This window comes from Streptococcus suis, from assembly GCF_029616525.1.
GTDB lineage: Bacteria > Bacillota > Bacilli > Lactobacillales > Streptococcaceae > Streptococcus > Streptococcus suis_AF.
In genome coordinates this window covers 49,172-75,944 of record NZ_JANFME010000009.1, presented here as the reverse complement: position 1 = coordinate 75,944, position 26,773 = coordinate 49,172, and the positions used below count along the sequence as shown (strand labels likewise).

The following is a 26,773-nucleotide window of genomic DNA, read 5'->3' as shown; positions in this document are numbered from 1 at the left end:
TTAAAACAAAGATATATATTGCTTTAAACATCAAAAATGAGAGAACGAATTTCGTCCTCTCTAGGTGTTAGCTTTTCGTCTACCCACTACAGTTGACAAAGAGCCGGATTTTAGTGTGTTATCGGTCAGGCGTCAGAATCATTGGGATAATGATTGGTTCACGCTCTGTTTTTTCGTATAGGAATGGTCGTAGGGCGTTAACAATGGCGCCGTTGACTGTTTGGATATTGGCATCTTTGTTGCGCATGGCGATGCGGATAGCGTTGAAAAGGACGCGTTGGCTTTCGCGAATGAGCTCGCCAGATTCTCTCATATAGATAAAACCGCGGCTGAGGATGTCTGGTCCTGCTAATATCATCTTAGAATTAAAATCGACAGTGGCTACTGCAAGGACAACACCATCTTCTGAAAGATCGCGGCGGTCTTTTAGAACAGCTGCGCCGATTTCACCGATGCGGTTTCCATCGACATAGATGTCTTGGGCATTGAATTGACCTGCGAGACGTGCAGAATCTTTTGTCAGAGCAAGGACATCTCCGTTTTCCATGATGAAGATATTATCTTTTGGAACGCCTGTATCAACAGCTAGGCTGGCATGGATTTTTTGCATGCGGTATTCACCATGGACAGGCATGAAGTATTTTGGTTTGATCAAGCGGAGCATGAGTTTTTGCTCTTGTTGACCACCGTGCCCAGAGGTATGGATATTGTTGATCTTACCGTGAATAACATCGACACCGGCTTCAATCAAGATATTGATGAGCTTGTTGACACCTGTGGTATTTCCCGGAATAGGACTAGACGAGAAAATAACCGTGTCGCCTGGCTGGAGTTGCACCTGACGGTGGGTACCGTGGGCGATGCGAGAGAGTGCTGCCATAGGCTCCCCTTGGCTCCCTGTACAGAGAATCATAATCTCGCTGGCAGGGTATTCTTTAATCTCGTTTGGCTCGATGAAGGTATCTTTCGGCACCTTGATATAGCCGAGCTCGATACCATTGACAATGGCTTTCTCCATGGAGCGTCCAAAGACAGCAATCTTGCGACCAGTCTTGACTGCAGCGTCAGCCGCCTGTTGCAGACGGAAGATGTTGGAGGCAAAGGAAGCAAAGATGATGCGTCCGTGGATGCCTTCAATCAGTTTCATGATGGACTGACCGACCACTTTTTCCGAGTTGGTGAAGGTTGGGACTTCAGCATTTGTCGAGTCGGAGAGGAGGCAGAGAACGCCTTCTTCACCGAGGGCAGCCATACGGTGAAGGTCTGCTGGCTCTCCAACTGGAGTGAAGTCGAACTTGAAGTCACCGGTACAGACGATTTTTCCTTGCGGGGTGTCAACGACAATACCAAGTGGTTCTGGAATGGAGTGGGTGGTGCGGAAGAAGCTGACTTTGAGGTGCTTGAAGGTCAACTCTGTATTATGATTGATTTCATGCAAGGTCGCATCACGGAGCAGTCCGTGTTCTTCCAATTTGCCTCGAATAAGGGCAAGGGCTAAAGGTCCAGCATAGATTGGGACATTGGCTTGCTTGAGTAAGAAGGGAATGCCTCCGATGTGGTCTTCGTGCCCGTGGGTAATAACCAGACCTTTAACGCGGTCTAGGTTTTCAACGATGTAGGAGTAGTCTGGGATAACGTAGTCGATACCCAATAGGTCATCTTCAGGGAACTTGATACCGGCATCGACGATGAGAATTTCATCCTTATACTCGATACCGTAGGTGTTTTTCCCGATTTCTCCCAAACCACCGATGGCGAAAACGCCAACTTCATGAGGTTTTAGATTGACTGATGACATGGATTAAAACTCCGTAATTTTGAAATCTGCGTGCTCTTTCTCGTATTCAAGATGATTGTCTGATAAGAGGTCGATAAATTCGATATTGTATTCAGGGCGGTTGGTTTCCACCAATTCACGCGCGATAATACGACCTTCCAATTCTGATGCAGCATCGATGTCTAGATAAAGAGCACGTGTTTGCTCGCGACGTGGGCTAATTTTTGATTCTTGATAGAATACTTTATAAATCATGTGTAGTATAGTTCCTTTCTTTTTGACTGGCAACTATGAAAAAAGCCCCAAACAGTTGGGGCTGTCTGGTAATGCCTATTCAATTTTCTCGAGTTGTCAATTTATTCAGTCTAAATGTACTCTTCATTATACCATAAAATTTGCTGATGGTAAAAGGGTTTGGTAGGAAAATGGAAAAGTGTCATGATTTTCAGAAATTCGGTATTTCAGAAGGAGATGAATCAAAGAAATGAGTTAGGATTCCGAGTGTATTGGGATTACTAAGACTAAGTTCAATTGTGCTGAGAAATGCCTGTCAACTGCCAGATAGTGATGTGACTTACTAGAATGACAAATCGGTTCGATCCATTAACCTACTAGAAATCACAACCGATTCTTTTCATTATTTGAAAAAAAGGTCAAGATGGCTTACAATAGAGAGTAGCATTGAAATACTCTTCGAAAATCAAAATCAGACGTTGTTGACTTGATTTGATGAGTGAAAGGCTCCAGTGGAGCCTTTCAGCCTGTTACCTTGAAACAAAATAGTAACAGGGTTCTATCTGCTAAGTAGAAACGAACTACGTTCGCTCTATCTCCAACCTCCAAAGGTTCCCCAAACCTTTGGAACTAGTCTGATTTTGATTTTCATTGAGTATAAGGAAAGAGGAGAAGATGAAAATACTAGCTTTAGACAGCTCCAATCAGGCTTTATCAGTTGCCTTGGTGGAGGACGGTCGTTTGCAGGCGGAAACCCTGCTGGCCGTTAAGAAAAATCATAGTATCAGCCTCATGCCCGTGGTCGATTTTTTGGTGGCCCAGGTGGGCTGGACGCCCAAAGACTTGGATAGGATCGTGGTGGCTGAGGGACCTGGTTCCTACACGGGTCTTCGTGTGGCGGTGGCGACTGCCAAGACCTTGGCCTACACCCTCAAGATCGACTTGGTGGGGCTATCTAGTCTTCAGTCTCTGGTTCCTCCTAGCCTGACGGGTCTGGTGGTGCCTCTCATTGATGCCCGCCGTAACTGCGTCTATGCAGGTGTTTATGAAAATGGCAGAGCAGTCGAGTCAGACTGCTACTGGTCTTTTGAAGACTTGCTTTCTAGCCTGTCTGGTAAGGAAAATATCACCTTTGTTGGCGAAGTAGAAAACTTTATGGAGCAAATCGAGCAAGCTCTGCCGACTGCCCAGTATCAAGCTAGTCTGCCGTCAGCCTATCAGCTAGCAGTAATCGGTCAAGACTTACCAGCAGTAGATGTCACCAGCTTTGAGCCCAACTATCTCAAGCGGGTAGAGGCAGAGGAAAACTGGCTCAAGGACAACCAAGCTAGCTTAGAAAGCTACATCAAACGTGTATGATAGAGATTAAACACTACGACGGTCAGGAAAATCTGGCGGAGGCTGTGTTGGCAGTTATGCAGTCCGTCTATGAGCAATCTCCATGGACTCTGGAACAGATTGCCTCTAGTATGTCTAGTCAGGATGAGGGCTACTATCTGGCCTATAAAGGTCAGGAATTAGTCGGATTTTTGGCTGTGCAGACGGTGCTGGATGAGATGGAAATCTTGCAGATTGCTGTCAGGGCTGATTTTCAGAGGTTGGGAATCGCCAGTCAACTGATGGCTGCTGTGATGGACTGGGATGGGGACATCTTCCTCGAAGTGAGGGAGTCCAATAGTGCAGCTCAGGCCCTCTATACACGCCAGCATTTTACCAAAATAGGAAAACGAAAAGACTACTACCGCCATCCTGTCGAGGACGCGGTGATGATGAAGAGAGAACGTGATGAAAGATAGATTGATTTTGGCGATTGAGACCTCCTGTGATGAGACCTCGGTGGCTGTTTTGCGAAATGATGCGGAGCTTTTGTCCAATGTCATTGCCAGCCAGATTGCCAGCCACCAGCGGTTTGGTGGGGTGGTGCCTGAGGTGGCCAGCCGTCACCATGTAGAAGTGATTACGGCTTGTATCGAGGAGGCCTTGTTGGAGGCAGAGGTGACGGCAGAGGACTTGACGGCTGTGGCTGTGACCTATGGGCCTGGCTTGGTCGGTGCCTTGCTAGTCGGGATTTCGGCTGCCAAGGCCTTTGCCTGGGCTAACGGTCTGCCACTCATTCCTGTCAACCACATGGCAGGGCATTTGATGGCGGCGCGTGCGGTCAAGGAGTTGGAGTTTCCGCTTTTGGCCCTCTTGGTCAGTGGAGGACACACGGAGTTGGTCTATGTGTCAGAGGCAGGCGACTACAAGATTGTCGGTGAAACGCGGGATGATGCGGTCGGAGAGGCCTATGATAAGGTGGGACGGGTTATGGGCCTGCCCTATCCAGCTGGTCGGGTGATTGATGAGTTTGCACATGAGGGTCAGGACATTTATGATTTCCCTCGTGCTATGATTAAGGAGGATAATCTGGAGTTTTCTTTTTCTGGACTCAAATCCGCCTTTATCAACCTCTACCACAATGCTCAGCAGAAAGGGGAAACCTTGTCCAATGCGGATTTGTCAGCCTCTTTCCAAGCCTGTGTCATGGACATCCTCATGGCTAAGACCAAGAAGGCCTTGGAGCAATACCCTGTCAAGACCTTGGTTGTAGCGGGCGGTGTGGCAGCTAATCAGGGCTTACGAGAGCGGTTGGCAGCTGAAATCACCGATGTGGAGGTCATCATTCCCCCGCTTCGCCTCTGCGGTGACAATGCGGGCATGATTGCCTTGGCAGCGGTCAGCGAGTACAACAAGGAAAACCTTGCTGGCTGGGACCTCAATGCCAAGCCAAGTCTGGCTTTTGAGAATTTATAGAATAAAAGAGGCTGAGCAAAAAGCTCAGCGCCACTTCTCGGAGTTCGTGTCAACATCTCAGCGCAGTGGTTGATTGGCAGATTTGTTCGTGTTTTACACTCCAAATCTGACCTAATCAACTGTTCGGGGGTGGGAAGACGAACTCTTTTTTGTTCGGTCGAGTTCTATCCCACTCCCTTATTTGTGGATTTTTCGCCAGCGATTTGGAGAAATTTGGTAATGTCTTTTAAAAGCAGTTGAAAAATTGAATTGGTTGGAGTATCCGATTTCTTCAGCAATTTCCTGTAGTGTCTTAGTGGTGTTTTTTAAGAGTTCGCAGGCTTCGCTGAGTCGGTATTGGATGATAAATTGTTGAGGTGAGATGTTCATTTGCTCCTTGAATAGCCGACTGAAGTAGTGGCGATTGAGGTTGCATACTTGTGCCAAATCATCGACGGATATAGCTTTCTCATAGTTTCGTTCTACGAAGTTGATGGCCTCTCGTATATAAAATTCCTTGTTTTCATCGTGTTTACTGCTTGTTTTGGTCAGAGAACAGTCGATGAGATAGGAGATAAAGAGGTAGAGGTGCCCAAGAAGGCAGGCGCTTTTTTGGTGATGGAGCGCGAGAATTTGTTTCATTTCATGGTAGACAGGACTAGAGGTGGGCATTTCTCGTTGCGAAAAAATAGGTTGCTCTTTTGAGAGTCCTGCTTGTCTGAGGAAATGCTCAGTTTTCAGACCGTCAAATTCAAGCCAGATATAGGTCCAGGGGTCCTTTGCGTCTGCTTCGTAGCTACAGATGGCATCTGGGGAGATAAGGAAGCCCTGTCCTGCGGTTAGGTGGTATTCACGTTGGTCGGAGGTATCGTAAAAAGTACCTGAACCAGATATGATGTAGTGAAACAGGTAGTGTTGTTTCATAGTTGGGCCGAATGAGTGAAGTGGCTTACAGGCTTCCATGCCAAATTGGATGGGGTAAAAATCTACATAGGATCTGTTATTAAAGACGTAAAATTCAGGTTGTATTTTCATTGTATTCTCTCCACAAAAATTGTAAAGGCTTACAAATAGTATAACATATTTATATGTAAATGTGACATTTTATTTGAAAAAATTAAAAAATATCCCAAAATCATATAGAAGATGTCAAATATTCCTATTTTATTATAAAACGCTTACATGTTATAGTTATAGTAGAAACAACAAAGTTCGTCGACGTATTCGACAAAAGAAAAGGAGTATTACCATGAAGAAATTTGGTCGCTATGTTACCTTGCTTGCGGCTGCAGGCCTACTGGCAGCGTGTTCTACTTCGACTGAGTCTAGTAAAGCTACGGAAGGAAGTAGTTCAGGAAAGACAGAAATATCCTATGCCATTTGGGATTCTGGTCAGGAACCTGGTTTGAGAAAGATTGCGGATGAATTTGAGAAAAAGAATCCAGATATTAAAATCAATATTCAGGTATCTGACTGGGATTCTTACTGGACCATGCTAGAAGCTGGTGCGACAGGTGGTTCATTACCTGATACCTTCTGGATGCATTCAAATGAGATTTATCGCTATGGTTCCAATGAAATGCTATTGCCATTGGATGAATATTTAGCCAAGAGTGAAGATGCTAAACTAGCTAATTTCCCAGATGGTTTGAACGAAATCTACAACATAAATGGTAAGCAATACGCTATTCCAAAAGATTTCGATACAATTGGTCTTTGGTACAATAAAAAATTATTTGACGAAGCAGGTATTCCATACCCAGACGATACTTGGGATTGGAATAAGTTGAAGGAAGTGGCAAAACAATTGACCAAGCCAGACGGTAGCCAATATGGTTTTGGTGCTGGTTTGAGTAACCAAGAGGGCTACTACAACTTTATCTATCAAAATGGTGGTACAGTCATTACTGATGATTTGAAATCAGGCTACGATGATCCTAAGACCATTGAAGCCTTGGATTACTACTTTAGCTTTGTCAAAGAGAAAATTTCACCAGCTATTACAGTGGATAAAGAGCGGGCCGAAGCATTCCAAAACGGTCAAGTGGCTATGAGCGTCTTCGGTTCTTGGAATTTATCTGGTTTCACTGCTAATGACTACATTCGTGAAAATGCTGATGTAGCTGTCTTGCCAAAAGGACCAGATGGAACTCGTGCAACCATCTTTAATGGATTGGGTCATGCCATTGCTGCTACCACTAAACAGCCTGATGCTGCTTGGAAATGGGTTGAATACCTCAGTTCAAAAGAGGCACAAGAAATGCAGGCAACACTTGGTGTGGCAATCTCGGCTTATAAAGGCGCGGCAGATACTTGGGTAGATTCAAATAAAAACTTTGCTATCAAGAACTATGTTGACATGGTGGATTATGCACAGATTCGTCCATATTCACAAACAACCATCAAGTGGGAAGATAAGGCTTACGAGCTATTGAAACCTGCTTATCTTGGAGAAAAAGCAACTGAAGAAGCTGCCAAAGAAACAGCTGATATGATGAATGCTGAATTAGCAACTGAAAAATAGGTAGGAGGTCTTGGGAAGTTGATTCTTCCCCGGACCTTCTTATTAAATGAAGAAGGATGGGGATAAGATGTTCCGAAAAAAGGGAAGTTTAAATGAGGCAATTTGGGGATGGGCAATGGTAGCGCCGACCATTATTGGATTAGTCGTGCTCAATATTATTCCTATTTTCCAAACCATGAAGATGAGTTTCCATAAGAGTGGAGATTTCGGTAAAGGTGACATTTTTGTCGGCTTAGCGAATTACCAACGCATGTTAGGGGATGCGCAAGTGTGGCAGGCGACATGGAATACCTTGAAGTACACGATTCTAGTTGTTCCAGCTACCGTTGCCTTGGCCATGTTACTTGCGGTTTTATTGAATTCTAAGATTAAAGGGAAGCATATTTATCGAACCATTTTCTTCTTGCCTATGGTGGCAGCACCAGCCGCGGTGACCATGGTTTGGAAATGGCTCTACAATACGGACTTCGGTCTGATTAATTATGTCTTGCGTCGTTTGGGACTGGGTGCTGTGAACTGGATTGAAGATCCAAAGATTGCTCTCTATTCAATTGCTCTGATTGGAATTTGGAGTACTGTTGGCTATAGCATGATTTTAATTTTAGCTGGTTTACAAGAAATTCCAACGGATTTTTATGAGGCGGCTCGCATTGATGGAGCTAGTCCAGTCAAGCAATTTTTCTCCATTACCCTGCCCTTGGTTTCACCGACCTTGTTCTTTGTTGTGGTAACCAGCGTTATTCAATCCATGCAAGTCTTTGATGTTATCTATATGATGGAAGACATCCGAAGTCCTGCCTATGATAAGACGGTATCTCTGGTTTATCTGTTTTACAATAATTCCTTTAAATATTTGGATAAGGGCTATGGTTCTACCATTGTCATGTTGTTGTTATTGATTATTCTTGTCATTACTTTCGTTCAGATGAAGGTACAGAAAAAATGGGTGCATTACCGTTAAGGAGGTTCATGTGAAACCATCAGCTTTTAAATCAACTATCTGGATGCATGCCTTCTTGATTTTAGTGGCAATGGGCATGCTGATCCCATTTGTTTGGATGGTGTTGACGTCTTTTAAAACGGTAACAGAATCCACTCAGATGAATCCTTTCCAATTTTTACCAAGTAAGTGGATGGTGAGCAATTATACGGAGGCTATTCGGACTAATAATTTTCCGATACTCTATCTGAACACCATTTTGATGATGTTATGGCGTATCTTTAGCTCGGTTATGTTCTCAGCTATGGCAGCTTATGCCTTTGCTCGCTTGGAATTTCCTGGGCGGAATGTCTTGTTTGGTCTGGTCCTCTTTCAAATGATGGTGCCACCTCAGTTATTCGTCATTCCTCAGTATTTGATGATTGACCAACTTGGTATGCGCAATACGATTTTTGCTCTGGTATTTCCAGGAATTGTCAGCGCCTTTGGTACATTCTTGCTCCGTCAATTTTTCATGGGTCTTCCGAAAGAATTGGAAGAGTCTGCGAAATTGGATGGTTGTAATATCGGTCAGACCTTCTTTAAGGTCATGTTGCCTTTGGCCAAGTCTGGTTTGATTGCCTTAGCGATTTTTACGGCTTTGTTTGCTTTCAAGGATTTGCTGTGGCCATTGATTATCAACTCAGAAGCGGACAAGGCTACCCTATCTAGCGCACTTTCTAAAATTCAGGGAGCTTACGCTGTTAACTATCCTCAGCTTATGGCTGCAAGTGTTTTGGCTATTTGGCCGATGTTGGTACTGTATGTGATATTCCAGAAGCAGTTCATCCAAGGGATTGCGACATCTGGTGGAAAATTATAGGAGGCTACAATGGGAATTATCTTTCATGAAAAGACAAAGGAATTCCATCTTTACAATGAGTTTATTAGCTATGTGTTGACGGTCTTGCCTAATGGTCATATTGGTAGTTTGTATTATGGAAAGCGTGTAACAGAAACAGCTTCCTATCAGTATGTGCGTGAAGATGAGTATCGTGCTTTGACTTCCTTTGTAGAAGACGATGACCGTTTCTTTTCGCTCCAATATGCCAATCCTGAATTTGCTTGTTATGGTACAACGGACTATTTTTCTCCGACTTTTGAGTTGGTGCAGAAGGATGGTAGTAGCCTGTCGCACTTTGTGTATCAAGGTCATATGATTTATGCTGGGCGATCGGCTTTGAAGGGTCTTCCTCATCTCTATCTGGATGAGGAGGGACAGGCAGATAGTTTGGATATTTATTTGTTGGATGAACAGTCGCAGACCCGCCTGGTCTTGTCTTATACGATTTTTCGAGATTATCCAGCGGTGACTCGCTCTGCTCGTTTTGAACAACTCGGAGAAAAATCTGTCTGTTTGAACCGTGCCTTGAGTATGACACTTTGTCTGCCTGATATGGACTATGACTGGTTACATTTGGATGGGGCTTGGGGGCGTGAGCGGCATCTACAAGTATCGCCTCTTCATCAAGGTTGTCAGTCTATTTACAGTCTCAAAGGGGCTAGTAGTGCGGAGCACAATCCCTTCATGGCTTTGAAACGCCCAACTGCGGATGAGCAACAGGGAGAGGTACTGGGCTTCTCGCTCGTCTATAGCGGAAACTTTTTGGCGCAGGTGGATGTGAGTTCTTTCCAAAAAACAAGAGTGAGTATGGGAATCCATCCTGAGCGTTTTTCTTGGACATTAGATAAGGGAGGAGAGTTCCAGACGCCTGAGGTTGTTATGGTTTATAGCGAGAATGGTTTGAATGGCATGAGCCAAACCTATCACCGCCTCTTCCAAAAACATCTGGTGCGTGGCTATTGGCGTGATAGAGAACGACCTGTTCTCTTGAATAACTGGGAAGCTATGAACTTTGATTTTGATGAGGAAACAATTCTTTCCTTGGCCAAAGAGGCTGCAGGTCTTGGTGTTGAACTCTTTGTCATGGATGATGGTTGGTTTGGCAAGCGAAACCATGACCGAGCAGGCTTGGGAGATTGGACAGTCAATCGTGAGAAATTGCCAAGTGGCTTGACAGGGATTATTGACCAAGTTCATGCTATGGGAATGAAATTTGGGCTTTGGATTGAACCTGAAATGGTCAATAAGGACAGCGAGCTTTACCGAGCTCATCCAGACTGGATTTTCCATCATCCTCAGCATAGTCAATCTCACGGACGCCACCAATATACCTTGGATTTGTCGAGGGAGGATGTTTATCAAAATATTCATGACCAACTCCATCGGCTGTTGGCTGAGCATGATATTGACTATATCAAGTGGGATATGAATCGCTATATGACAGAGGTATTTACCTGCACAAGGGAGGCGGAGCGGCAAGGGGAGACCTTCCATCGCTATATTCTCAATCTCTACCGTTTATATGATAGCCTGATAGCAGCTTTTCCGACGGTTCTGTTTGAATCTTGTTCAAGTGGTGGAGCTAGATTTGACCCGGGAATGCTCCACTATGCACCGCAAACCTGGGTCAGCGATGATACGGACGCCATGGAACGCTTGAAAATCCAATATGGAACGAGCATGGTCTATCCTTTAAATAGTATGGGTTGTCATGTGTCAGCTAGTCCAAATCAGCAGTTGGGGCGTGCTACTCCATTAAATACACGTGCCAATGTTGCATTCTTTGGAAGTTTTGGCTATGAATTGGATTTGTTTGAGTGTAGCCAAGAAGAGTTGGAAGAGATGAAGGAGCAGATTGCCTTTTACAAGGCTCACCGTAAGATTTTCCAACAGGGTATTTTTACTCGGCTGAAAAGTCCATTCGATGGAGAAATAACGGCTTGGCAGGTCCAATCCTCGGATGGTCAGCAAGTCATCGTGGGTTATTATCGTCGGTTGACAACGGCTAATCTTTCCTATCAACGCTTGTATTTGCAGGGGTTGGAAGAGGAAGCGGTCTATCACCTTGATGGAGAAGTTTATACTGGTAGCCAATTAATGCATACAGGTTTGTCGATTCGAAATGGAGACCATGTTGGAGACAATAAGGACTTTACTTCTTGTTTGATGGTCCTTCAGAAACAACAGTAGCTCCCTATCCCTAGGCCCAGCCATCGGCTGGGTCTTTACATATTGTCTATATATGAAACATGTCCAACAATGAGTGTAAAACTTTTACTCGGATATAAGAGAAGGCTTGAAAAACGAGTTGTAATGTGAGAAAATGAGAGAATACTTTTTACGAATTATTAAGGAGATATGGAATGAAGGAACATGCTTTTCGTGAGGGCTTGCGGGATGCTATCCCAACAGCTCTGGGCTATGCTAGTATTGGCCTAGCCTGCGGTGTCGTATCGGTCAATTCAGGCATTTCCGCAGTGGAAATGGCTTTGATGAGCCTTTTGGTCTATGCAGGAAGTGCCCAGTTTGTCATGTGTGCTATGATTTTGGCAGGTGCCCCCTTGGTGTCCATTGCGGTGACAGTTTTCTTTGTCAATCTGCGGAATTTTCTCATGTGCCTGCATACGACGACCATTTTTCAAGGGAACAGTCTGGGGTCTAATATCCTGATCGGTTCTTTTGTGACGGATGAGTCCTATGCAGTTCTCTTGCGGAAACACATTGAGGAAAAGCAGATTGCACCAAGCTGGATGTACGGCAACAACTTTGCGAGCTATGCTTCTTGGGTTATATTTACCACTTTAGGCAATCTCATCGGAGGTTTGATTCCGAATCCCGAGCAGTTTGGCTTGGATTTTGCCCTGGTGGCTATGTTTGTCGGCATTTTCTCAGGTCAGTTGGAGGCCATGGCTCGAACCATTCCGTTGAAAAAGATCGGCTTGATTCTGCTGGCGGTGGGTCTGGCCTATGTCGGTCTGTCTGTACTGCTGTCGTCCTATGTTGCGGTGCTTCTGGCGACGCTTTTGGGCTGTTTTGTGGGGGTGATGATTGATGATAAAAACTAGTATTTTACTGATTATTCTGGTGTCGGCTCTAGTAACCTGGGTGCCACGCGTCCTGCCTTTTGTCCTGACGCAGAACAAATCCCTACCACCCCGCATGGTCAAGTTCCTCAGTTTCCTGCCCATCACCATTATCTTTGCATTGACCCTGTCCAGCATCATGGACGAAAAGGTGGGATCCTTTCCCAGCCTTCTCCCTGTCGAAAGCCTAGCCCTCATTCCGACCTTTTTGGTGGTCCTGAGGACCAAAAATATCCTCCTTGCAGTAGTGATTGGTGTCTTGACGACAGCTACTCTCCGTTTAGTTTTCTAGGAGGTGGCTATGGTCAAGGAAAATGCCAGAGGTGTGGCACTTTGTCTCGTCTTGGCTGGAATAAGCTGGTGCTTAGGGAGTTGGTTTTCAGTAGTGGGTGGGCCTGTTTTTGCCCTTCTGATCGGGATGTGCCTGCACTCTTATATCACAAGGAAAAATGCGTTTCAGCCTGGCTTGACCTTTACTTCTAAGAAGGTCTTGCAGTATGCGGTCATTTGCTTGGGATTTGGACTAAACTTATCTGCGGTCTTGGCAGTTGGGCGCCAATCTCTACCGATTATTCTGTCAACCATCAGTTTTGCTTTGTTTTTGGCATTTCTGATGTGGAAAATCTTGCCCATTTCATCTCATTTGGCGACCTTGATTGGCGTAGGGACCTCTATCTGTGGAGGCTCTGCCATTGCGGCGACAGCTCCCATTGTCCAGGCAGATGATGAGGATGTGGCACAGGCTATCTCGGTCATCTTTCTCTTTAATATCTTGGCGGCCTTGATTTTTCCAACTTTGGCATCTTGGCTTGGTTTTTCGACCGATTCGGGTCAGGCCTTTGGGATGTTCGCCGGAACGGCGGTTAATGACACCTCGTCGGTAACCGCGACAGCAACTACTTGGGACAGCCTTTACGGACTGGGCAGTCAGACCTTGGACACGGCAGTGACGGTCAAGCTGACGCGGACTCTGGCCATTATTCCCATTACGTCGGTTTTGGCGATTTGGCAAGCTCGAGGAAAGGGAGTTCAGGCAGACAAGAAGTCCCTCTTGGCAAGTTTTCCGACCTTTATCCTCTATTTTATCCTAGCCAGTCTGGTGACTACAATCGCAGGTCATCTTGGACTGGGAACGGACCTATTTTCGCCTCTCAAAACCCTGTCCAAGTTTCTCATTTGTATGGCCATGGCTGCTATTGGTTTGCGGACCAATGTCTTTTCTTTGGTGAAAAATGGCAGAGCTGCTCTTCTGATTGGTCTGATTTGCTGGCTGGGAGTGACGGTGCTGACACTGGTTTGGCAGGCAATCTTGGGAATTTGGTAAAGCAAAACTCTTCGAAAATCAAAATTATCCGTTGTCAACTTGGTTCGATGAACCTTGGTTCTATCATCACCTTCGTTTCCTAGGCTACTCTTGATTTTCATTGAGTATGTATAAAATAGCCTTCTCTTGCGAGAGGCTATTTTTTATGATTTCAAGCGAAAAGTCTGCGGAGCTTTTTTTAATAAAATCCAGTAACCGATACTGACATAGGTAATCATAGCTATGGAAATGAGTAGGATGTACAAGTGACTGCCTAAATCCAGCTTGATATTGAGATAGGCCACCCAGTAGAGAGCCCCACTGAGAAATTTATAGACTGGGTTGACAACCTCCATGTCCTTGGTAAAGGGTTGGAGGATATAGTAGATAAAGAGGTCGTGGAAGGAAAATAGGGCTGTTAGACTCAGCAGGAGCAGAGCAGTTAGGAAATAGGTTTCAATAGGTAGCTGCGCTCTAGTAAAGATGATGAGGGCCAATAGTAGAGATCCAGAGAAGGCAGCATTTAATTTTACAGTTTGCAGAAAACGATAATGAAAGCCTGCAATAATGGTCTTTGATTCGCGGTGAAATGGGTAGTGAAGCATGGAAATATCACAGTTGACAAAGACCATCTGTGCGACAGCCTTACCCATAGAGGCGGCATACATGACCATGAAAGCAAAAGGCAGTCCCTCGATGTAGTTGGCATTGCTTATCTCTATATCCTCTTTTGAAAACCAACGAATTCCTTCAATAAAAAGGACAATAGCCAAAAGACAACCCAAGCGAAAATGCAGTTTTTTCGTAAGGATGGAGCGGTAGCGATCAAATAGCAGAGCGTTTAGGTAAGTCATGCCAGACAGGTGGGACAGGTCATTTCCTGTTTCCGCATTGAGTTTTGCCTGCATCTGCAACCCTTGTCGGGTGTACTCGTTCCCTTTGGTCATCTCAAAAATTTTCTTATCCATCTGCAAGGACTGGTCCATGCAATAATAGAGATAGTCCAGATGATTGGTCTGTTGTTTCAAATAACGATAACCAAACCAAATCAGCAAGACCTGACAGACAAGCACAGTCAGTAAAAAGATGGGCGACAGATGATTGCGGAAAAGGATAAGGCAGGCAATAGCTGCTAGACCAGTTCCAAAGATGACCCAAGATTGCCAAGAATTACGGCGGGATAGAATCCGTCGATTAAAAAAACAACGATTGAGAGCCTGTCCGGTAAAACTTCCTGCTGGAATGGTCAGTAATCCTAGAGGAAAGTAGAGCCAATTTCCTGACAGGCTAGAAAAAATCAGCAGGGCAGGCAGGTAGAACAGACTGGTGATAATGGGCTCTACAAAGAGTTGACTCTGGAGAAAACTAGATTGGGAAAGTCCAAAATTTCGCATGAATTCCCGCTCGGACTTGGCGATAAAAGGCTCAAATCCCTTGCCAAACCGATAGGTGTAGCCAACAAAGACCATCCACATGGAAAAGCCTAGAAGCCAAGTATCTGACGGGATTTGCCAAAAGTCCAGCTGATTGTTGGATAGGAGTTTAATCCAGAAAGCAGCAATGCAAGAATAGATGGTTAACCAAATTCCCTTGACAAGAAAGCGACTGGGAATAGACAGAATGTGCAGTAATAAAAAGAGAGCAGACTTAAAACTGTAAGACTTGAAAATACTCTCTGGAATGCTCTTGCCAACAAGTGGCAGTTTTCGCAGGTAGTAGAAAAATCCATTGACGGTCCGATAGAGGTTGTACTTTTCCTGATACCAAAAATAACGTAGAATGGTTTTCATAAGCTCCTCCTAGTCTGCTGTCAAGAGGGCAACCACTTCCTGTTCAAAATCAGGGTCGTGTAGTTTGTCACTCGGAACAGCCTGTAATTCTTGGTGATGTAGTAAAACAATCTCGTCACAGAGGTCCTGAGCCAGCTGCAGAATATGGGTGGAAAAGATGATAACGGAATCCTTTTTCGCCTCCCGAATCAGTTGCTTGAACTCGTGGGCAGCCACAGGGTCAAAGGAAGTCAGTGGCTCATCTAAGAGTAGGACAGGCGGCTGAACAATCAAAGACAGGAGCAACTGGACCTTGTTCTGCATACCGTGGGAAAAATCCTTGAGCAGACGGTGCTGGTCTTCAAAGTCAATTCCCACCAAAAGCAACCAATCCTCAGGACGACGCTGGTCTTTGAGTTTGTCCTTGTGGATATCCATATAAAAACGCACAAACTCATAGGCCGTCATAAAGGCAGGTAGCTGCGGATAGGTCTGGGTAAAGCCGATGTCCGTATTATCGTAGTCAAGTACTTCCTCGCCCTCTACAAACTGAATATTGCCACTGTCCAAGGTCAGATTGCGGGCAATACAGTTGAACAAGGTCGTCTTACCAGCACCATTTCGCCCCAGCAAACCGTAAATCTTGCCTTGTTCGAAGGTAAAGGAAGTATCTTCCAAAATGATTTTATGGTCGAATTTCTTGGAAACAGAAGATAGTTTCAGTTGCATAGCCAATCTCCTTTTGTTATATTGTTATGGTTTTATCATACAATAAAAAACAAAAAAATTCAAGCAGATTTTTGCTTGAATTTAGAAAGAGGATAGGGGTTGTTTTTGCTGCCCCTGGCCATCAAAGTTACTATCCTTTAACCAGCTTTCAAGGGCACGTTTGCGGTCAGGCCATTCGTGGTCTAATAGAGAAAACCAGGCAGTATCCCGATTGCGTTCCTTATAGATTAGAGCCTGACGGAAGGTGCCTTCGTAAGTAAAACCAAGGCGTTTGGCAGCAGCTTGACTGGCTTGGTTGAGCGAGTCGCATTTCCACTCATAACGTCGATAGCCCAGTTCTTCAAACACATAGGTCATGAGAAGATAGTGGGCTTCTGTCGCCTGTCGGGTCCGTTGCAGTTGCGGAGAAAAGATGACCCAGCCAACTTCAATGGTACGATGGTTGGTATCTATTCGCATGAGTGCAAAGGTTCCGACTGCCTGGTTGGTTGCTTGGTCAATGATGGCAAAATAATAGGGGTCGGTCGAGTTCAAAAGAGTCTGGAAATAGTCCTGAAATGTCGCTCTGTCCTCAAAGGGTTCAAGGGCCAAGTAGGTCCAGTCAGCTTTCTTGGCACTTGGTCCATAAAACTGATAGAGATCATCTGCATGGTGCAGGCTCAGTTTTTCTAAGCGGACTGTGTGTCCTTGTATAGTCTCCAGGCTTGGTCGCTCACCACTGGTGTAATGTGGCAAGGGCATACCAATTTCTTGACCGAATGAATTGATAGGCATGGTTCCCTCCTAATAATGCAAACTCCCTGCCACCCAGCCAGTCGCAAGACAGTAGGTAATGTTAAAGCCACCGGTGTGGGCGTTGATGTCCAAGACCTCACCGGCAAAGTGGAGGCCAGGGATTTTCTTACTTTCCAAGGTTTTGGGATTGATTTCCTTGAGGTCAACGCCTCCCTTGGTCACAAAGGACTTGGCCAAGGACATCTTGCCTGTGATCTTAATCGGCAGGGCTTTGAGGAGAGTGACCAGTTCAGTCAGGTCCTTTTGAGGAACCTGTTTGACCTTGCAGTCGTAGTTCTCCGCGAAAAAGTCGGCTAGGCGGTCTGGCATGAGTTCAGAAAGGGCATTCTTGACGGATTTTTCCCTGTTCTTTTCTAAATGCTCAAATAGGTCTTGGTCAGAATGGGTCGGCAGAGCATCGAGAAATGCGGTTTCGCCGCCTTTGACAAAACTAGACAGACGAAGAGCAGCGGGACCCGACAGGCCAAAGTGGGTGAAGAGCAGGTCGTGGGTGATGACGTGCTTGCCGTAGGTCAGGGTGACATCGTCCAGGGAAATGCCTTGGAGCTTCTTGTGGGGGAAGTCGGTCAGGACAGGGCTTTCAGCAGCCTCAATCTCTGTAACTTCCAGCTTGAAGTGGCGGGCAATGTCGTGTCCAAAACCGGTCGAGCCAGTGGAAGGATAAGTCTTACCGCCAGTGGTGACAATAAGCTGGGGTGCCGTAAAAGTTTCCTCGCTAGTCTTGACATGGAAGAGGTCGTCCATCTTGCGAACGGACACCACCTCAGTTCCTGTGCGGATATCGACGCCGTTTTCCAACATTTTCATCTCCAAGCACTTGATAATGGTCTGGGATCGATCGGTAGCCGGAAAGACACGGCCGTGGTCCTCGACCTTGAGCTTGACCCCATTTTCCTGAAAGAAATTCATGATGTCGTGGTTGTCAAACTGGGAAAAGACGCTGTAAAGAAAGCGGCCGTTTCCTGGAATGCCAGCTAGTAGGTCTTCCAGTGTGCCGTTGTTGGTCACATTGCAACGTCCGCCGCCTGTGCCAGATAGTTTCTTGCCCAAACGCTTGTTTTTTTCAAGGAGGAGGGTCTTCTTGCCGTAAAAGCTGGAAGAAATCGCAGCCATCATGCCAGCAGGCCCCGCTCCGATAATAATGGTATCTACTGTATTCATGCCTTTATTGTATCATATTTTCATCAAGAAAGTAGTTTGAGTCTTTGCTATGATTTGTGGAGTTTTTCCTTGAGATTGCGGAAGACCATTGACGGGTTAGGGGAGTATACTTAGACTAAGGGAAATTAGTTTTTATCAGGAGTCTGTATATACAAGCAAAGTAATTTTGTGGAAGCTGCATTGTGAATCCAGGTTCTAACAACTCCGTCTGTAGCATGAAAGAAAGTAGGTAGAAGAATGGTAACTGAGCAAAGAGAGTATCGTTTTCCAGAAGGTTTTTTGTGGGGCTCCTCTACTTCAGGTCCTCAAAGTGAGGGAAGCGTAGCTGGTGATGGAAAGGGGTGGAATAACTGGGATTACTGGTACAGTCAGGAACCTGAGCTCTTTCACCAGCAAATAGGACCGGAACAAACATCGACTTTCTATGAACATTTCCAGTCAGATTTGGATTTGTTGGTGGAAACAGGTCATAGTATTTTTCGCACCTCTATACAGTGGTCACGTCTGATTCCGGAAGGGATAGGCGAGGTCAATCCGCAAGCTGTGGAGTTTTATAGGGCTGTATTTGCAGGTATTCGAGAGCGTGGGATAAAGCTTTTGGTCAATCTTTATCATTTCGATTTGCCTTATGTCTTACAGGAAAAAGGGGGCTGGGAAAATAAGGAGATTGTCTGGGCCTATGAGGCTTATGCTCGCCAGTGTTTCAGTCTCTTTGGAGATCTGGTGGATCATTGGATTACCTTTAATGAACCCATTGTTCCAGTAGAATGTGGCTATCTAGGAAGCTATCATTATCCTTGCAAGGTGGATGCAAAGGCAGCTGTGGTCGTAGCGTATCATACTCAACTGGCTAGTTCTTTGGCTGTTCGGGCCTGTCACCAACTACACCCAGACCACAAAATTTCCATTGTTCTCAATCTTACTCCTGCCTATCCAAGAAGTCAGAGTCCAGAAGATTTACAGGCAGCGCGGATTGCTGAGCTATTTCAAACGAGAAGCTTTCTGGATCCATCTGTTTTGGGACAATACCCGAGGGAACTGGTTGACATTCTTGAAAAGCACGGTTTACGTCCAGAAACCACAGAGGAGGAATTGACCATTATCAAAGAAAATAGGGTTGACTTCCTGGGGGTGAATTATTACCAGCCCCTGCGCGTGCAGGCTCCTTCAGAAGATGGATGGAACGGAGAAGCTACTTTCCTATCCCAGTATTTCCAGCCTTATGATAAGCCTGACAAGAAAATAAATCCCCATAGAGGCTGGGAAATTTACGAAGAAGGGCTGTACGACATTGCCAAAAATATCCAGGAAAACTATGGCAATATCGAATGGTTGGTAACTGAGAACGGCATGGGAGTTGAAGGGGAGGATGTTTTTGAAGAAAATGGCATGATTCAGGATGACTATCGGATTAACTTCATGGAAGACCATTTGATTCAGCTCCATCGAGGTATTGATGAAGGAGCGAACTGTAAGGGTTATATGGTCTGGACCTTTATTGACTGCTGGTCTTGGTTAAATACCTATAAGAACCGATACGGTTTGGTCTCGCTTGACCTCCAAACTCAGAAGCGTACTGTCAAAAAATCTGGATATTGGTTCAAGCAAGTGAGTGTTAAAAATGGTTTTATTAGATAGAATGTATATTTCGTTTCTCCATAACATTGCATTGAGATAAGATGCTTTTGAGGTTTGTGATTATCCACTAATGCTTGGTAAGAAAATTCCCCTAGATTTGACAGGGATAGGGTTCTGTGGTAATATTTTAATGATACAAACTATGAGAAATGTAAGTACCGAGGATATTATGGGAATCGAAAAAACAGTCAGTGAGTTAGCTGAAATTTTAGGAGTGAGCCGGCAGGCTATGAATAATCGTGTCAAATCACTTCCTGAAGAATTTGTAGATAAAAATGACAAGGGTGTGACCGTTGTAAATCGTGCTGGCTTGATTAAGTTGGAGGAAATCTACAAAACAACCATTTTTGAAGATGAGCCGATTAGTGATGAAGTCAAGCATCGTGAATTGATGGAAATTTTAGTTGACGAGAAAAATGCTGAAATCATCCGCTTATATAGTCAATTAAAAGCCAAAGATAAGCAACTTGCCGAAAAAGATGAACAACTCAAGGTTAAAGATGTGCAGATTGCTGAGAAGGATAAACAGTTGGATCAGCAACAGCAATTGACACTAAAAGCTATGGCCGATAAGGAAGTTCTCAAGTTGGAATTGGACGAAGTTAAAGCACAGGCAGAAGAAGTGCAAGCTAAAGGCTTCTTTGCACGTTTGTTTGGAAGATAGATAAGTAAAAAATCAAGCTCTTAGGAACTTGATTTTTTTTGTTCTACCCATTCTTCTCTTAAAATTCCATATTTGATAGAATCATGATAATGCCCTTGCCAGTATCGAACCTTGCGGATGTGGGCTTCTTTGGTCATGCCTAATTTTTCTGCGGTTCTCATCATGCCCTTGTTGCCAGACCAGGTAGTGAGCCCGATGTGTTCCAATTCTGTAAATTGCTGGAAAATGGTATCAATCCAGAGTTGGAGAGCAGCTGTGCCATATCCTTTTCCCCAGACCTTATCGTCATAGATTTCAATCCCGATTTCGAGCCAGCGTGTTGACTGGCACTCCCAGTAATAGCTCACAAATCCAATAGGCAGCTGATCCACTAGGATTGCTCTGACACAATCTTTTTGTAACCACTGGTAGAGTTCAAGTGCTTGAAAATCTTCAAAAGTGGCGCAGGCCTGGTAGTCATCAAAATAGGGAGCTGCAAATTCCTTCCAGCGAGGTGCGGCTTCACGATGGCCAATCTTCCAAAGTGTATGCAAATAATCTTCAGTCATCGGTGCAATTCTAATCATGAGAACCTCCTTTATTTTTCTAGTCTAGCATATTTGATGAAGGCTTGCAATTCCTGTCAGAATATGGGACACTAGAATCATGAAAAAGATACAACGTGAATTTCAAAAAATATATTACAACTTAGACAAGATTCTTTTGCTCTTTTTTACCCTGTTTACCTTTATGGAATTTGTTTGGATACCGCTCAATTCATGGATTTCTGAGGGACTCTTAGCTATGACAGGGCATGCCTATCTTTCACCGACGAATTTGTTGTCGGTGTTTGCTGAAAATCTGCTCGTGACAGGCTTGTTTATTCTCCTCTTTTTTGTCAACATTGCCATTGCCTATCTAGAATTAGCTCTATTGTTCACAGGGGTTTGGCAACTGTTGGATGAAAAAGTCAAGCACCTCCCCGACTATTTACGGGATGTACGAGATAGTATGGTGGCGATTATCCGTCACAGCAGCCTACCAAAGGTTTTATTTCTGCTCTTTTACTCAGTTATTCTTCTCCCATTTCTACGACGGGTATTAAATATCTATTATTTTAATAAAATTGTAGTACCCCAATTTATCGTAGATTACCTATCCAACACAGTCTGGCTAGGAATATTGATTTTGGTCTTCCTCCTCTTGTTCTTCTGGCTTGCATCACGCTTTATGTACGCTCTGCCGAACATTTACTTTGAACACAGGAGTGTGAAGGAATCCATCGCTTATTCTTGGAAGAAGACCAAGGGAAGAAAGCAAGTCAGTTCCTTTCTCCGTCTGATTTGGCTGGTCACTTTTCCAGTCCTCCTATTCACAGGAATAGGAATATTGCTCTATCTAGTACAGCTAGTGGCTGAACCTTATCTACCAGACACAGGCCCTTCATATTGGCTGGCAGTTGTTTGTTATGCAATCCTAAAACTAGCCTACTACGGAGTAGTTGCACTCTTTATGATGGGATTTGTAAGTCTCTTAACAGGGAAACAATTGCCAAACTACCGCCGTAAACGCCTCCGTCATCGCCTGCGATTGGCAATTTTGCTAGTATCTGGTCTGGTATTCGGTACCCAAGGAGCGCTTGCACTCTACTATCCCTTCGATACCCTGCCAGTTACCATTTCCCATCGCGGTGTCGACAATGGCAATGCTGTCCAGAACTCTATCGAGGCCCTAGAGAAAACCTCTCAACTCAAGCCAGATTATATTGAGATGGATGTTCAGGAGACGAAGGATGGTCAGTTTATTGTCATGCATGACACGGATTTATTGGCTTTGACGGGCAATCCCGGAGGTACACATGACTATACTCTTGCAGAGTTGACAGGGATGACTGCATCAGAAAACGGCATGGCAGCTCCAGTTCCTTCTTTTGATGAATATCTTGAAAAAGCGGATGAGCTGGGACAGAAATTATTGGTAGAAATTAAAGTGACCAAAGCAGATTCGCCAAAACTCACCCAGAATTTCTTAAAAAAATACGGTCAACGTTTGATTGCCAAAGGACACCAGATGCAATCATTAGACTACCGTACTATTATCGAAATAAAGCAGTATAGCGAGAAATTAGTATCCTTCTTTATTCTTCCGTTCAACTCTATCTATCCGACGACGGTTGCTGACGGCTATACTATGGAGTATACCTCGCTTGATCAAAACTTTATGGTAAAATCTTGGATTCGTGGGAAGTCAGTTTATGCTTGGACACCGAATGAAGAAGAGAGTATGTCCAAGATGCTGCTACTACAAGTGGACGGTATCATCACTGACAACATGACCGACCTCCAAAGTCTGATGGAGGAAATGAAAGAGAATCGACGTTATCCAGACCTCTTTTTCCTGCAACTTCAGTCTTTGATTTATAATTTTGAATAAAAAAACGCGAGAGGAGAATATCCAATCGCGTTTTCTTTTAAAAAGGTAATTTACCTGCAAAGGCACCTAGTTTTTTCTGAGTTGCCTCGTCAACTTTTGTAAGTGCAGCGTTGACGGCTTGGATTGTCATTTCTTGCAAGGTTTCAAGGTCGTCTGCATCCACAACATCAGCCTTGAAGTCGATAGAAACCAATTTCTTATCTCCAGTAAAAGTAGCGGTAACCAAGTCCTGTACAGAGCTACCAGTAAATTGAGTAGCAGCCAACTCAGCTTGACTCTTCTCCATTTGTTTTTGAAGTTTTTGAGCTTGGCGCATCATGTTTTGCATATTCATCATAAGATTTTTAAGATTCCTTTCGTATCAAGGGTTTAGACCCTCTTGTTAAATTTTCGTTGCCTTATTTTGCCTTATTGTTAAAAATTTTCAAAGGCAGAGGCGTAGTAAATATTATAACATGTTTTATATAGATAATGCTACCTTCTTAAAATAAGTTATAGTCAGCAATATCGGATATAAATTTGACATATTAATCTATTTTAAATTGACTTTGAGAGATAAATTAGCTATAATATAAGAAAAAACTGGTTATAACCAGAAAAACAAGGAGGAGCTATGTTCCGTTTAGCAAAAGAAGAATTAGAAAAGTTGGGAGCTATTATTACGGCGACCGAAATTTACCAACAGCCTGGCTTGTGGAAAGAGGCTTATCAACTCTATCTTGACCAATTGGAAAAAATCGAGAGTTTTCTAAAATCAATCAAGGAAAAACATGACTTTGTTCACGTTGTTTTTACAGGCGCAGGGACTTCAGACTTTGTTGGGCAAAGCATTGCCAACTACCTCAACCAAGTCAATGACTTGAAACACATTCGTTTTTCTGCCATTGGTACAGTGGAGCTGGTTGGTCGTCCACATGACTATTTACAGGCAGATGTGCCAACGATTTTGGTATCCTTTGCCCGTTCAGGTAATTCACCAGAAAGTGTGGCAGCAGTTGAAGTCGCTAAGCAATTGGTAGATAAATTGTACCAAGTGACTATTACCTGTGCACCAGAGGGCAAATTGGCTCTTGCGGCTGAAGGGGATGCGGACAATCTCTTGCTCTTGCAACCGGCTGGTTCAAACGATAAGGGCTTTGCCATGACAGGCTCATATAGCTGTATGTCCTTGACTGCTCTGCTTGTCTTCTCACCAGCTAGCCAAGAAGAAAAAACTGCTTGGGTCGATACCATTGCCCGTCTGGGTCAAGATGTTTTGGACCGTGAAGACTACGTGCAAGACTTGATTAACCTTGATTTTGAGCGAGTGATTTACCTCGGTTCAGGTGGTTTCTATGGTCTTGCCCACGAAGCTCAGTTGAAAATTCTGGAATTGACAGCAGGCAAAATTGCGACCATGTACGAGTCACCACTCGGTTTCCGTCATGGACCAAAATCCTTCATCAATGAAAAGACCTTGATTTTCCTCTTTGCCTCAAACGATGCCTACACTCGTCAGTATGATGTGGACTTGCTTAATGAAGTTCATGGTGATGGCATAGCAGAGCGGATAGTGGTATTGTCGGCTGACAAGCTAGCAGATACAGAGGCAGCTAACTTTGTCTTGGCAGAAGGCGGAGCAGATCTGCCAGATGTTTTCCTAACCTTCCCTTACATCATCTTTGCCCAAACGGTATCTATTATGGCAGCCATTAAGTGCAACAACTTGCCAGATACACCATCGCCAACAGGCACCGTCAACCGTGTGGTGCAGGGTGTGATTATACATCCACTACCATAAACAAGGTATCAAAAGAGCTTCCGCAAGGGGAAGCTCTTTTTAATATGGTAAATGAAGGCTAGACTGCTCCAAATCAAGAGAAATGGTCCAGTTGTTATTATCCCGAACAGTACACTCAAAGTCGGTTGTATAGAGAATCAGCTCTAAGACGTCATCTTTTTTCAGCTGATAAATGGTCGGCTGCAGCTTCCAGGTTAGATCCATCCACTGGTCTGGCACCACTTCCTCGACAGTCATCAGGTCGGTGCGGTTCTGCAGGTTCATAAAGCCCTTGGTTACCAAGCGTTGTGGCATATCTACATAAGGCAACTCCACCAGATTTTCTTGGGCATGGTAGCGACCATTATCCAGACTCAACCGCGTTTTTGGTGTCGGGATTGGGGCTAGGCGTTTTTTATTTCCTTTGTCCAATAGTTGAGCAGATAAGAGGCCTTTAGCTACACTAGAAGCTACACGGAGTTTCAGTGTGACCTGTCCGTTAATCAGGATATCCTCCGTCATAGGTAGTTCCATGCTGATTTGATTGGCCTTGCCTGTATAGAGGTCTTGGTGGAAACTTGGATAGGCCTTGCCGTAGCGATCAAAATCTTCTTGGGCATACTGATTGGAAATAGTCTGGCTTCCTGTTCCCAGTGGCAAGACAGCCTCTTTTTCACCGCCAAAGGTTTCTAAGGTCGTCCAGGTTTGCTCACCGCTGTTGTCCTGCCAGATGACCGTTGGCAGTTGATAGTTATTCTCGTAGCCCAGCAGTTTTTGACTGAGCAGGGCGTTCATGGACTCACGGAAGTCGATGGACTGCCAGCTGTTCATATACACGTGGGCACCGTTGTGGAAGAAGAGATGCTTTTTGATGTGACTTGGCAGGGCATGGAACATATTCCAGACGTGGATTGGCTTGACATTCCAGTCCTGTGAGCCATGGGTAAAGACGACTTCACACTTGACCTTATCAGCGTGGAGCAGGTAGTTGCGGTCATGCCAGTATTGATTGTAGTCGCCACTGGTGCGGTCCAGCGCAGTACGCTCGGCAGCCAGTCCTTTTTCGTAGGCTGCTTTATTGCGGAGGAAGTCACCTGCTTGCAAACTCTTGGAGTAGGTCAGGGCGGTCAAGCTGTCCAAATCTTCGCCTGGATAGCCACCAGGGCTGGTCACCAGCCCGTTTTCACGGTAGTAGTCATACCAAGAGGAAATCCCTGCTTCTGCGATGATGACTTCCAATCCGTCCACGCCAGTTGTTGCCAAGGCATTGGACATGGTACCGAGATAAGACAGTCCCGTCGTCGCTACCTTACCATTGGCCCAATCGGCCTTGACCTCAAGCGAGCGAGTGTGGTCTGTGTAGGCCTTGGTGCGACCGTTCAGCCAGTCAATCACCGCTTTGTAGCCCTCCACCTGCTGGTAGTCGCCAGATGTCATGTAGCCCGTCGAGCCCAGCGTACCGACCCCAGACACGTGGAGGCTGGCGAAACCACGAGCAAGGAAATAATCATTGAGGGAGTAAGAAGTGATGTGGCCCAGTTTTTCGGTGGAAGGGCTGACAGGTAGGTCCCGCTGGTCCAAGTCTAGTTTGGTGATGCTGGTCTGCTTGACCTCAATGGTGCCAGCAGGTTTCTGCGCTAACTCGCCTTCCATCTTGTGCAGGGCCTTGTCGCTGGCAACTTCATTGACTCCTTGATGATAAGGACTGTTTGTAATGACCGCAGGGATTTTTCCGTCAAACTGCGGACGGAGAATGGACAGCTTGACAATATCTGTCTGCCCAGTCCCAGCGGTATCGACAGGCGTTTCGACATAGACCACCTCGCGAATGAGGTTTTTGGTTGAAAAGGTTGCTAGTGACTTACCATTGAAGAAGTGGTGGTGATTGTCTTCTGGAATCAGGTCGTCACTGACCAGCTGGTCAATCAAGGTATTTCCAGACTTGGTGCGGGTAGCCAGCAACTGGTAGAGGTTGTCTATGATGTCCCCATAGACAATTGGGAAATGGCTGGACTTGCGGAATTCTTCCACATCTGTATAATCTACACCAGGCACGAAGCCTAGCAACTGAAAGGCCACTTGATAGAAAATCAGGTCTGTCAACTCACGGTCAGACTGGAAGAAGGTCAGAAGATCTGTCTCCCAATCCGCAATCATGTTGGACAGGGCAAAGTCGGTGTTGGCTGTTAAAAAATGGCACTTTCTGACAAAGGTTTCTAAATTTGTCTTACTACTTGCATTAGGAATCAGTTGAAATCCTAGAGCATCAAGCTCTTGCAAGTAGACGTAGGTCTCTTTTTTTATAAAAGAAAATTGATTAAAGCGCATAA

Annotated in this window: 24 protein-coding genes; 14 read left to right on the top strand and 10 right to left on the bottom strand. The window is 44.9% G+C overall.

Annotation, left to right across the window (positions count from 1 at the left end):
• Nucleotides 1–118 precede the first annotated feature (118 nt).
• A complete protein-coding gene (gene rnjA / locus NOL38_RS05345) occupies nt 119–1,798 on the bottom strand; it encodes a ribonuclease J1 (RefSeq protein ID WP_002938522.1) in 1,680 nt (559 codons plus the stop codon).
• 3 nt (nt 1,799–1,801) lie between these two features.
• Nucleotides 1,802–2,032 carry a DNA-dependent RNA polymerase subunit epsilon gene (locus NOL38_RS05340; RefSeq protein WP_002938523.1) on the bottom strand — a complete coding sequence of 77 codons (231 nt, stop codon included), beginning with the start codon at nt 2,030–2,032 and terminating at the stop codon, nt 1,802–1,804.
• A gap of 654 nt (nt 2,033–2,686) precedes the next feature.
• On the opposite strand from NOL38_RS05340, the gene tsaB reads away from it, so the two are divergent.
• The 3 genes from tsaB to tsaD are packed head-to-tail and all read left to right on the top strand — an operon-like array spanning nt 2,687 to nt 4,804.
• Nucleotides 2,687–3,370 (top strand): tRNA (adenosine(37)-N6)-threonylcarbamoyltransferase complex dimerization subunit type 1 TsaB, encoded by a 684-nt coding sequence (tsaB, locus tag NOL38_RS05335; RefSeq protein WP_277941599.1) that lies wholly within the window; start codon nt 2,687–2,689, stop codon nt 3,368–3,370.
• The gene (rimI, locus tag NOL38_RS05330; RefSeq protein ID WP_277941598.1) at nt 3,367–3,807 is read left to right on the top strand and encodes a ribosomal protein S18-alanine N-acetyltransferase; all 441 of its coding nucleotides are present in this window, start codon (nt 3,367–3,369) and stop codon (nt 3,805–3,807) included. Before tsaB ends, rimI begins: the two co-directional genes overlap by 4 nt.
• Nucleotides 3,797–4,804, top strand: coding sequence for a tRNA (adenosine(37)-N6)-threonylcarbamoyltransferase complex transferase subunit TsaD (gene tsaD, locus NOL38_RS05325; RefSeq protein WP_277941597.1), 1,008 nt, complete (start codon nt 3,797–3,799; stop codon nt 4,802–4,804). Before rimI ends, tsaD begins: the two co-directional genes overlap by 11 nt.
• A 177-nt stretch (nt 4,805–4,981) precedes the next feature.
• On the opposite strand, the gene NOL38_RS05320 is transcribed toward tsaD, so the two are convergent.
• A complete protein-coding gene (locus NOL38_RS05320; protein ID WP_014637344.1) occupies nt 4,982–5,818 on the bottom strand; it encodes an AraC family transcriptional regulator in 837 nt (278 codons plus the stop codon).
• Nucleotides 5,819–6,032: 214 nt separating this feature from the next.
• On the opposite strand from NOL38_RS05320, the gene NOL38_RS05315 reads away from it, so the two are divergent.
• From NOL38_RS05315 to NOL38_RS05285, 7 genes are all read left to right on the top strand, one after another.
• Nucleotides 6,033–7,307, top strand: a complete 1,275-nt coding sequence (locus NOL38_RS05315) for an ABC transporter substrate-binding protein (protein ID WP_277941596.1) — start codon at nt 6,033–6,035, stop codon at nt 7,305–7,307.
• Nucleotides 7,308–7,374: 67 nt separating this feature from the next.
• Nucleotides 7,375–8,268: a carbohydrate ABC transporter permease gene (locus NOL38_RS05310; protein WP_277941595.1), complete on the top strand. Its 894-nt coding sequence runs from the start codon at nt 7,375–7,377 to the stop codon at nt 8,266–8,268.
• A 10-nt stretch (nt 8,269–8,278) separates the two neighbouring features.
• The gene (locus NOL38_RS05305; protein ID WP_277941594.1) at nt 8,279–9,109 is read left to right on the top strand and encodes a carbohydrate ABC transporter permease; all 831 of its coding nucleotides are present in this window, start codon (nt 8,279–8,281) and stop codon (nt 9,107–9,109) included.
• 9 nt (nt 9,110–9,118) lie between these two features.
• Nucleotides 9,119–11,320 (top strand): alpha-galactosidase, encoded by a 2,202-nt coding sequence (locus tag NOL38_RS05300; RefSeq protein WP_277941593.1) that lies wholly within the window; start codon nt 9,119–9,121, stop codon nt 11,318–11,320.
• Between the two features lie 173 nt (nt 11,321–11,493).
• Nucleotides 11,494–12,195: an AzlC family ABC transporter permease gene (locus tag NOL38_RS05295; protein WP_277941592.1), complete on the top strand. Its 702-nt coding sequence runs from the start codon at nt 11,494–11,496 to the stop codon at nt 12,193–12,195.
• A complete protein-coding gene (locus NOL38_RS05290; RefSeq protein WP_277941591.1) occupies nt 12,182–12,505 on the top strand; it encodes a branched-chain amino acid transport AzlD family protein in 324 nt (107 codons plus the stop codon). The genes NOL38_RS05295 and NOL38_RS05290 overlap by 14 nt, the downstream gene beginning before the upstream one ends.
• A gap of 3 nt (nt 12,506–12,508) precedes the next feature.
• On the top strand, nt 12,509–13,537 hold the full coding sequence (locus NOL38_RS05285) for a YeiH family protein (RefSeq protein WP_277941590.1): 1,029 nt from the start codon (nt 12,509–12,511) through the stop codon (nt 13,535–13,537).
• 143 nt (nt 13,538–13,680) lie between these two features.
• Here the strand turns inward: NOL38_RS05285 and NOL38_RS05280 are convergent, their stop codons facing one another.
• From NOL38_RS05280 to aao, 4 genes are all read right to left on the bottom strand, one after another.
• Nucleotides 13,681–15,306 carry a hypothetical protein gene (locus tag NOL38_RS05280; RefSeq protein ID WP_277941589.1) on the bottom strand — a complete coding sequence of 542 codons (1,626 nt, stop codon included), beginning with the start codon at nt 15,304–15,306 and terminating at the stop codon, nt 13,681–13,683.
• A 9-nt stretch (nt 15,307–15,315) separates the two neighbouring features.
• Nucleotides 15,316–16,014, bottom strand: coding sequence for an ABC transporter ATP-binding protein (locus NOL38_RS05275; RefSeq protein WP_277941588.1), 699 nt, complete (start codon nt 16,012–16,014; stop codon nt 15,316–15,318).
• Nucleotides 16,015–16,095: 81 nt separating this feature from the next.
• On the bottom strand, nt 16,096–16,788 hold the full coding sequence (locus tag NOL38_RS05270) for a GNAT family N-acetyltransferase (protein ID WP_277941587.1): 693 nt from the start codon (nt 16,786–16,788) through the stop codon (nt 16,096–16,098).
• A 9-nt stretch (nt 16,789–16,797) separates the two neighbouring features.
• Nucleotides 16,798–17,970: an aminoacetone oxidase gene (gene aao, locus NOL38_RS05265; RefSeq protein ID WP_277941586.1), complete on the bottom strand. Its 1,173-nt coding sequence runs from the start codon at nt 17,968–17,970 to the stop codon at nt 16,798–16,800.
• 237 nt (nt 17,971–18,207) lie between these two features.
• Here aao and gmuD point away from each other — a divergent pair, with 237 nt between their 5' ends.
• Together gmuD and NOL38_RS05255 are read left to right on the top strand one after the other, a co-directional pair.
• Entirely contained in the window at nt 18,208–19,608 is a 1,401-nt protein-coding gene (gene gmuD / locus NOL38_RS05260) for a 6-phospho-beta-glucosidase GmuD (RefSeq protein ID WP_277941585.1), read from the top strand.
• Between the two features lie 169 nt (nt 19,609–19,777).
• Nucleotides 19,778–20,272, top strand: a complete 495-nt coding sequence (locus NOL38_RS05255; RefSeq protein ID WP_015646325.1) for a DUF536 domain-containing protein — start codon at nt 19,778–19,780, stop codon at nt 20,270–20,272.
• A 20-nt stretch (nt 20,273–20,292) separates the two neighbouring features.
• On the opposite strand, the gene NOL38_RS05250 is transcribed toward NOL38_RS05255, so the two are convergent.
• The gene (locus tag NOL38_RS05250; protein ID WP_277941584.1) at nt 20,293–20,838 is read right to left on the bottom strand and encodes a GNAT family N-acetyltransferase; all 546 of its coding nucleotides are present in this window, start codon (nt 20,836–20,838) and stop codon (nt 20,293–20,295) included.
• A gap of 79 nt (nt 20,839–20,917) precedes the next feature.
• Between NOL38_RS05250 and NOL38_RS05245 the strand changes: the two genes are divergently transcribed.
• Nucleotides 20,918–22,684 (top strand): glycerophosphodiester phosphodiesterase, encoded by a 1,767-nt coding sequence (locus tag NOL38_RS05245; protein ID WP_277941583.1) that lies wholly within the window; start codon nt 20,918–20,920, stop codon nt 22,682–22,684.
• A gap of 37 nt (nt 22,685–22,721) precedes the next feature.
• On the opposite strand, the gene NOL38_RS05240 is transcribed toward NOL38_RS05245, so the two are convergent.
• Nucleotides 22,722–23,021: a YbaB/EbfC family nucleoid-associated protein gene (locus NOL38_RS05240; protein WP_002941492.1), complete on the bottom strand. Its 300-nt coding sequence runs from the start codon at nt 23,019–23,021 to the stop codon at nt 22,722–22,724.
• Nucleotides 23,022–23,297: 276 nt separating this feature from the next.
• Between NOL38_RS05240 and NOL38_RS05235 the strand changes: the two genes are divergently transcribed.
• A complete protein-coding gene (locus NOL38_RS05235) occupies nt 23,298–24,464 on the top strand; it encodes an SIS domain-containing protein (RefSeq protein WP_277941582.1) in 1,167 nt (388 codons plus the stop codon).
• 39 nt (nt 24,465–24,503) lie between these two features.
• On the opposite strand, the gene NOL38_RS05230 is transcribed toward NOL38_RS05235, so the two are convergent.
• A complete protein-coding gene (locus NOL38_RS05230; RefSeq protein WP_277941581.1) occupies nt 24,504–26,771 on the bottom strand; it encodes a Xaa-Pro dipeptidyl-peptidase in 2,268 nt (755 codons plus the stop codon).
• Between the last annotated feature and the right edge of the window lie 2 nt (nt 26,772–26,773).

What these genes read in the sequence shown, in the direction of transcription:
- rnjA (WP_002938522.1), bottom strand. Translation starts at nt 1,798, where the DNA reads ATGTCATCAGTCAATCTAAAACCTCATGAAGTTGGCGTTTTCGCCATC.
- NOL38_RS05340 (WP_002938523.1), bottom strand. Translation starts at nt 2,032, where the DNA reads ATGATTTATAAAGTATTCTATCAAGAATCAAAAATTAGCCCACGTCGC.
- tsaB (WP_277941599.1), top strand. Translation starts at nt 2,687, where the DNA reads ATGAAAATACTAGCTTTAGACAGCTCCAATCAGGCTTTATCAGTTGCC.
- rimI (WP_277941598.1), top strand. Translation starts at nt 3,367, where the DNA reads ATGATAGAGATTAAACACTACGACGGTCAGGAAAATCTGGCGGAGGCT.
- tsaD (WP_277941597.1), top strand. Translation starts at nt 3,797, where the DNA reads ATGAAAGATAGATTGATTTTGGCGATTGAGACCTCCTGTGATGAGACC.
- NOL38_RS05320 (WP_014637344.1), bottom strand. Translation starts at nt 5,818, where the DNA reads ATGAAAATACAACCTGAATTTTACGTCTTTAATAACAGATCCTATGTA.
- NOL38_RS05315 (WP_277941596.1), top strand. Translation starts at nt 6,033, where the DNA reads ATGAAGAAATTTGGTCGCTATGTTACCTTGCTTGCGGCTGCAGGCCTA.
- NOL38_RS05310 (WP_277941595.1), top strand. Translation starts at nt 7,375, where the DNA reads ATGTTCCGAAAAAAGGGAAGTTTAAATGAGGCAATTTGGGGATGGGCA.
- NOL38_RS05300 (WP_277941593.1), top strand. Translation starts at nt 9,119, where the DNA reads ATGGGAATTATCTTTCATGAAAAGACAAAGGAATTCCATCTTTACAAT.
- NOL38_RS05295 (WP_277941592.1), top strand. Translation starts at nt 11,494, where the DNA reads ATGAAGGAACATGCTTTTCGTGAGGGCTTGCGGGATGCTATCCCAACA.
- NOL38_RS05290 (WP_277941591.1), top strand. Translation starts at nt 12,182, where the DNA reads ATGATAAAAACTAGTATTTTACTGATTATTCTGGTGTCGGCTCTAGTA.
- NOL38_RS05280 (WP_277941589.1), bottom strand. Translation starts at nt 15,306, where the DNA reads ATGAAAACCATTCTACGTTATTTTTGGTATCAGGAAAAGTACAACCTC.
- NOL38_RS05275 (WP_277941588.1), bottom strand. Translation starts at nt 16,014, where the DNA reads ATGCAACTGAAACTATCTTCTGTTTCCAAGAAATTCGACCATAAAATC.
- NOL38_RS05270 (WP_277941587.1), bottom strand. Translation starts at nt 16,788, where the DNA reads ATGCCTATCAATTCATTCGGTCAAGAAATTGGTATGCCCTTGCCACAT.
- aao (WP_277941586.1), bottom strand. Translation starts at nt 17,970, where the DNA reads ATGAATACAGTAGATACCATTATTATCGGAGCGGGGCCTGCTGGCATG.
- gmuD (WP_277941585.1), top strand. Translation starts at nt 18,208, where the DNA reads ATGGTAACTGAGCAAAGAGAGTATCGTTTTCCAGAAGGTTTTTTGTGG.
- NOL38_RS05255 (WP_015646325.1), top strand. Translation starts at nt 19,778, where the DNA reads ATGGGAATCGAAAAAACAGTCAGTGAGTTAGCTGAAATTTTAGGAGTG.
- NOL38_RS05250 (WP_277941584.1), bottom strand. Translation starts at nt 20,838, where the DNA reads ATGATTAGAATTGCACCGATGACTGAAGATTATTTGCATACACTTTGG.
- NOL38_RS05245 (WP_277941583.1), top strand. Translation starts at nt 20,918, where the DNA reads ATGAAAAAGATACAACGTGAATTTCAAAAAATATATTACAACTTAGAC.
- NOL38_RS05240 (WP_002941492.1), bottom strand. Translation starts at nt 23,021, where the DNA reads ATGATGAATATGCAAAACATGATGCGCCAAGCTCAAAAACTTCAAAAA.
- NOL38_RS05235 (WP_277941582.1), top strand. Translation starts at nt 23,298, where the DNA reads ATGTTCCGTTTAGCAAAAGAAGAATTAGAAAAGTTGGGAGCTATTATT.
- NOL38_RS05230 (WP_277941581.1), bottom strand. Translation starts at nt 26,771, where the DNA reads ATGCGCTTTAATCAATTTTCTTTTATAAAAAAAGAGACCTACGTCTAC.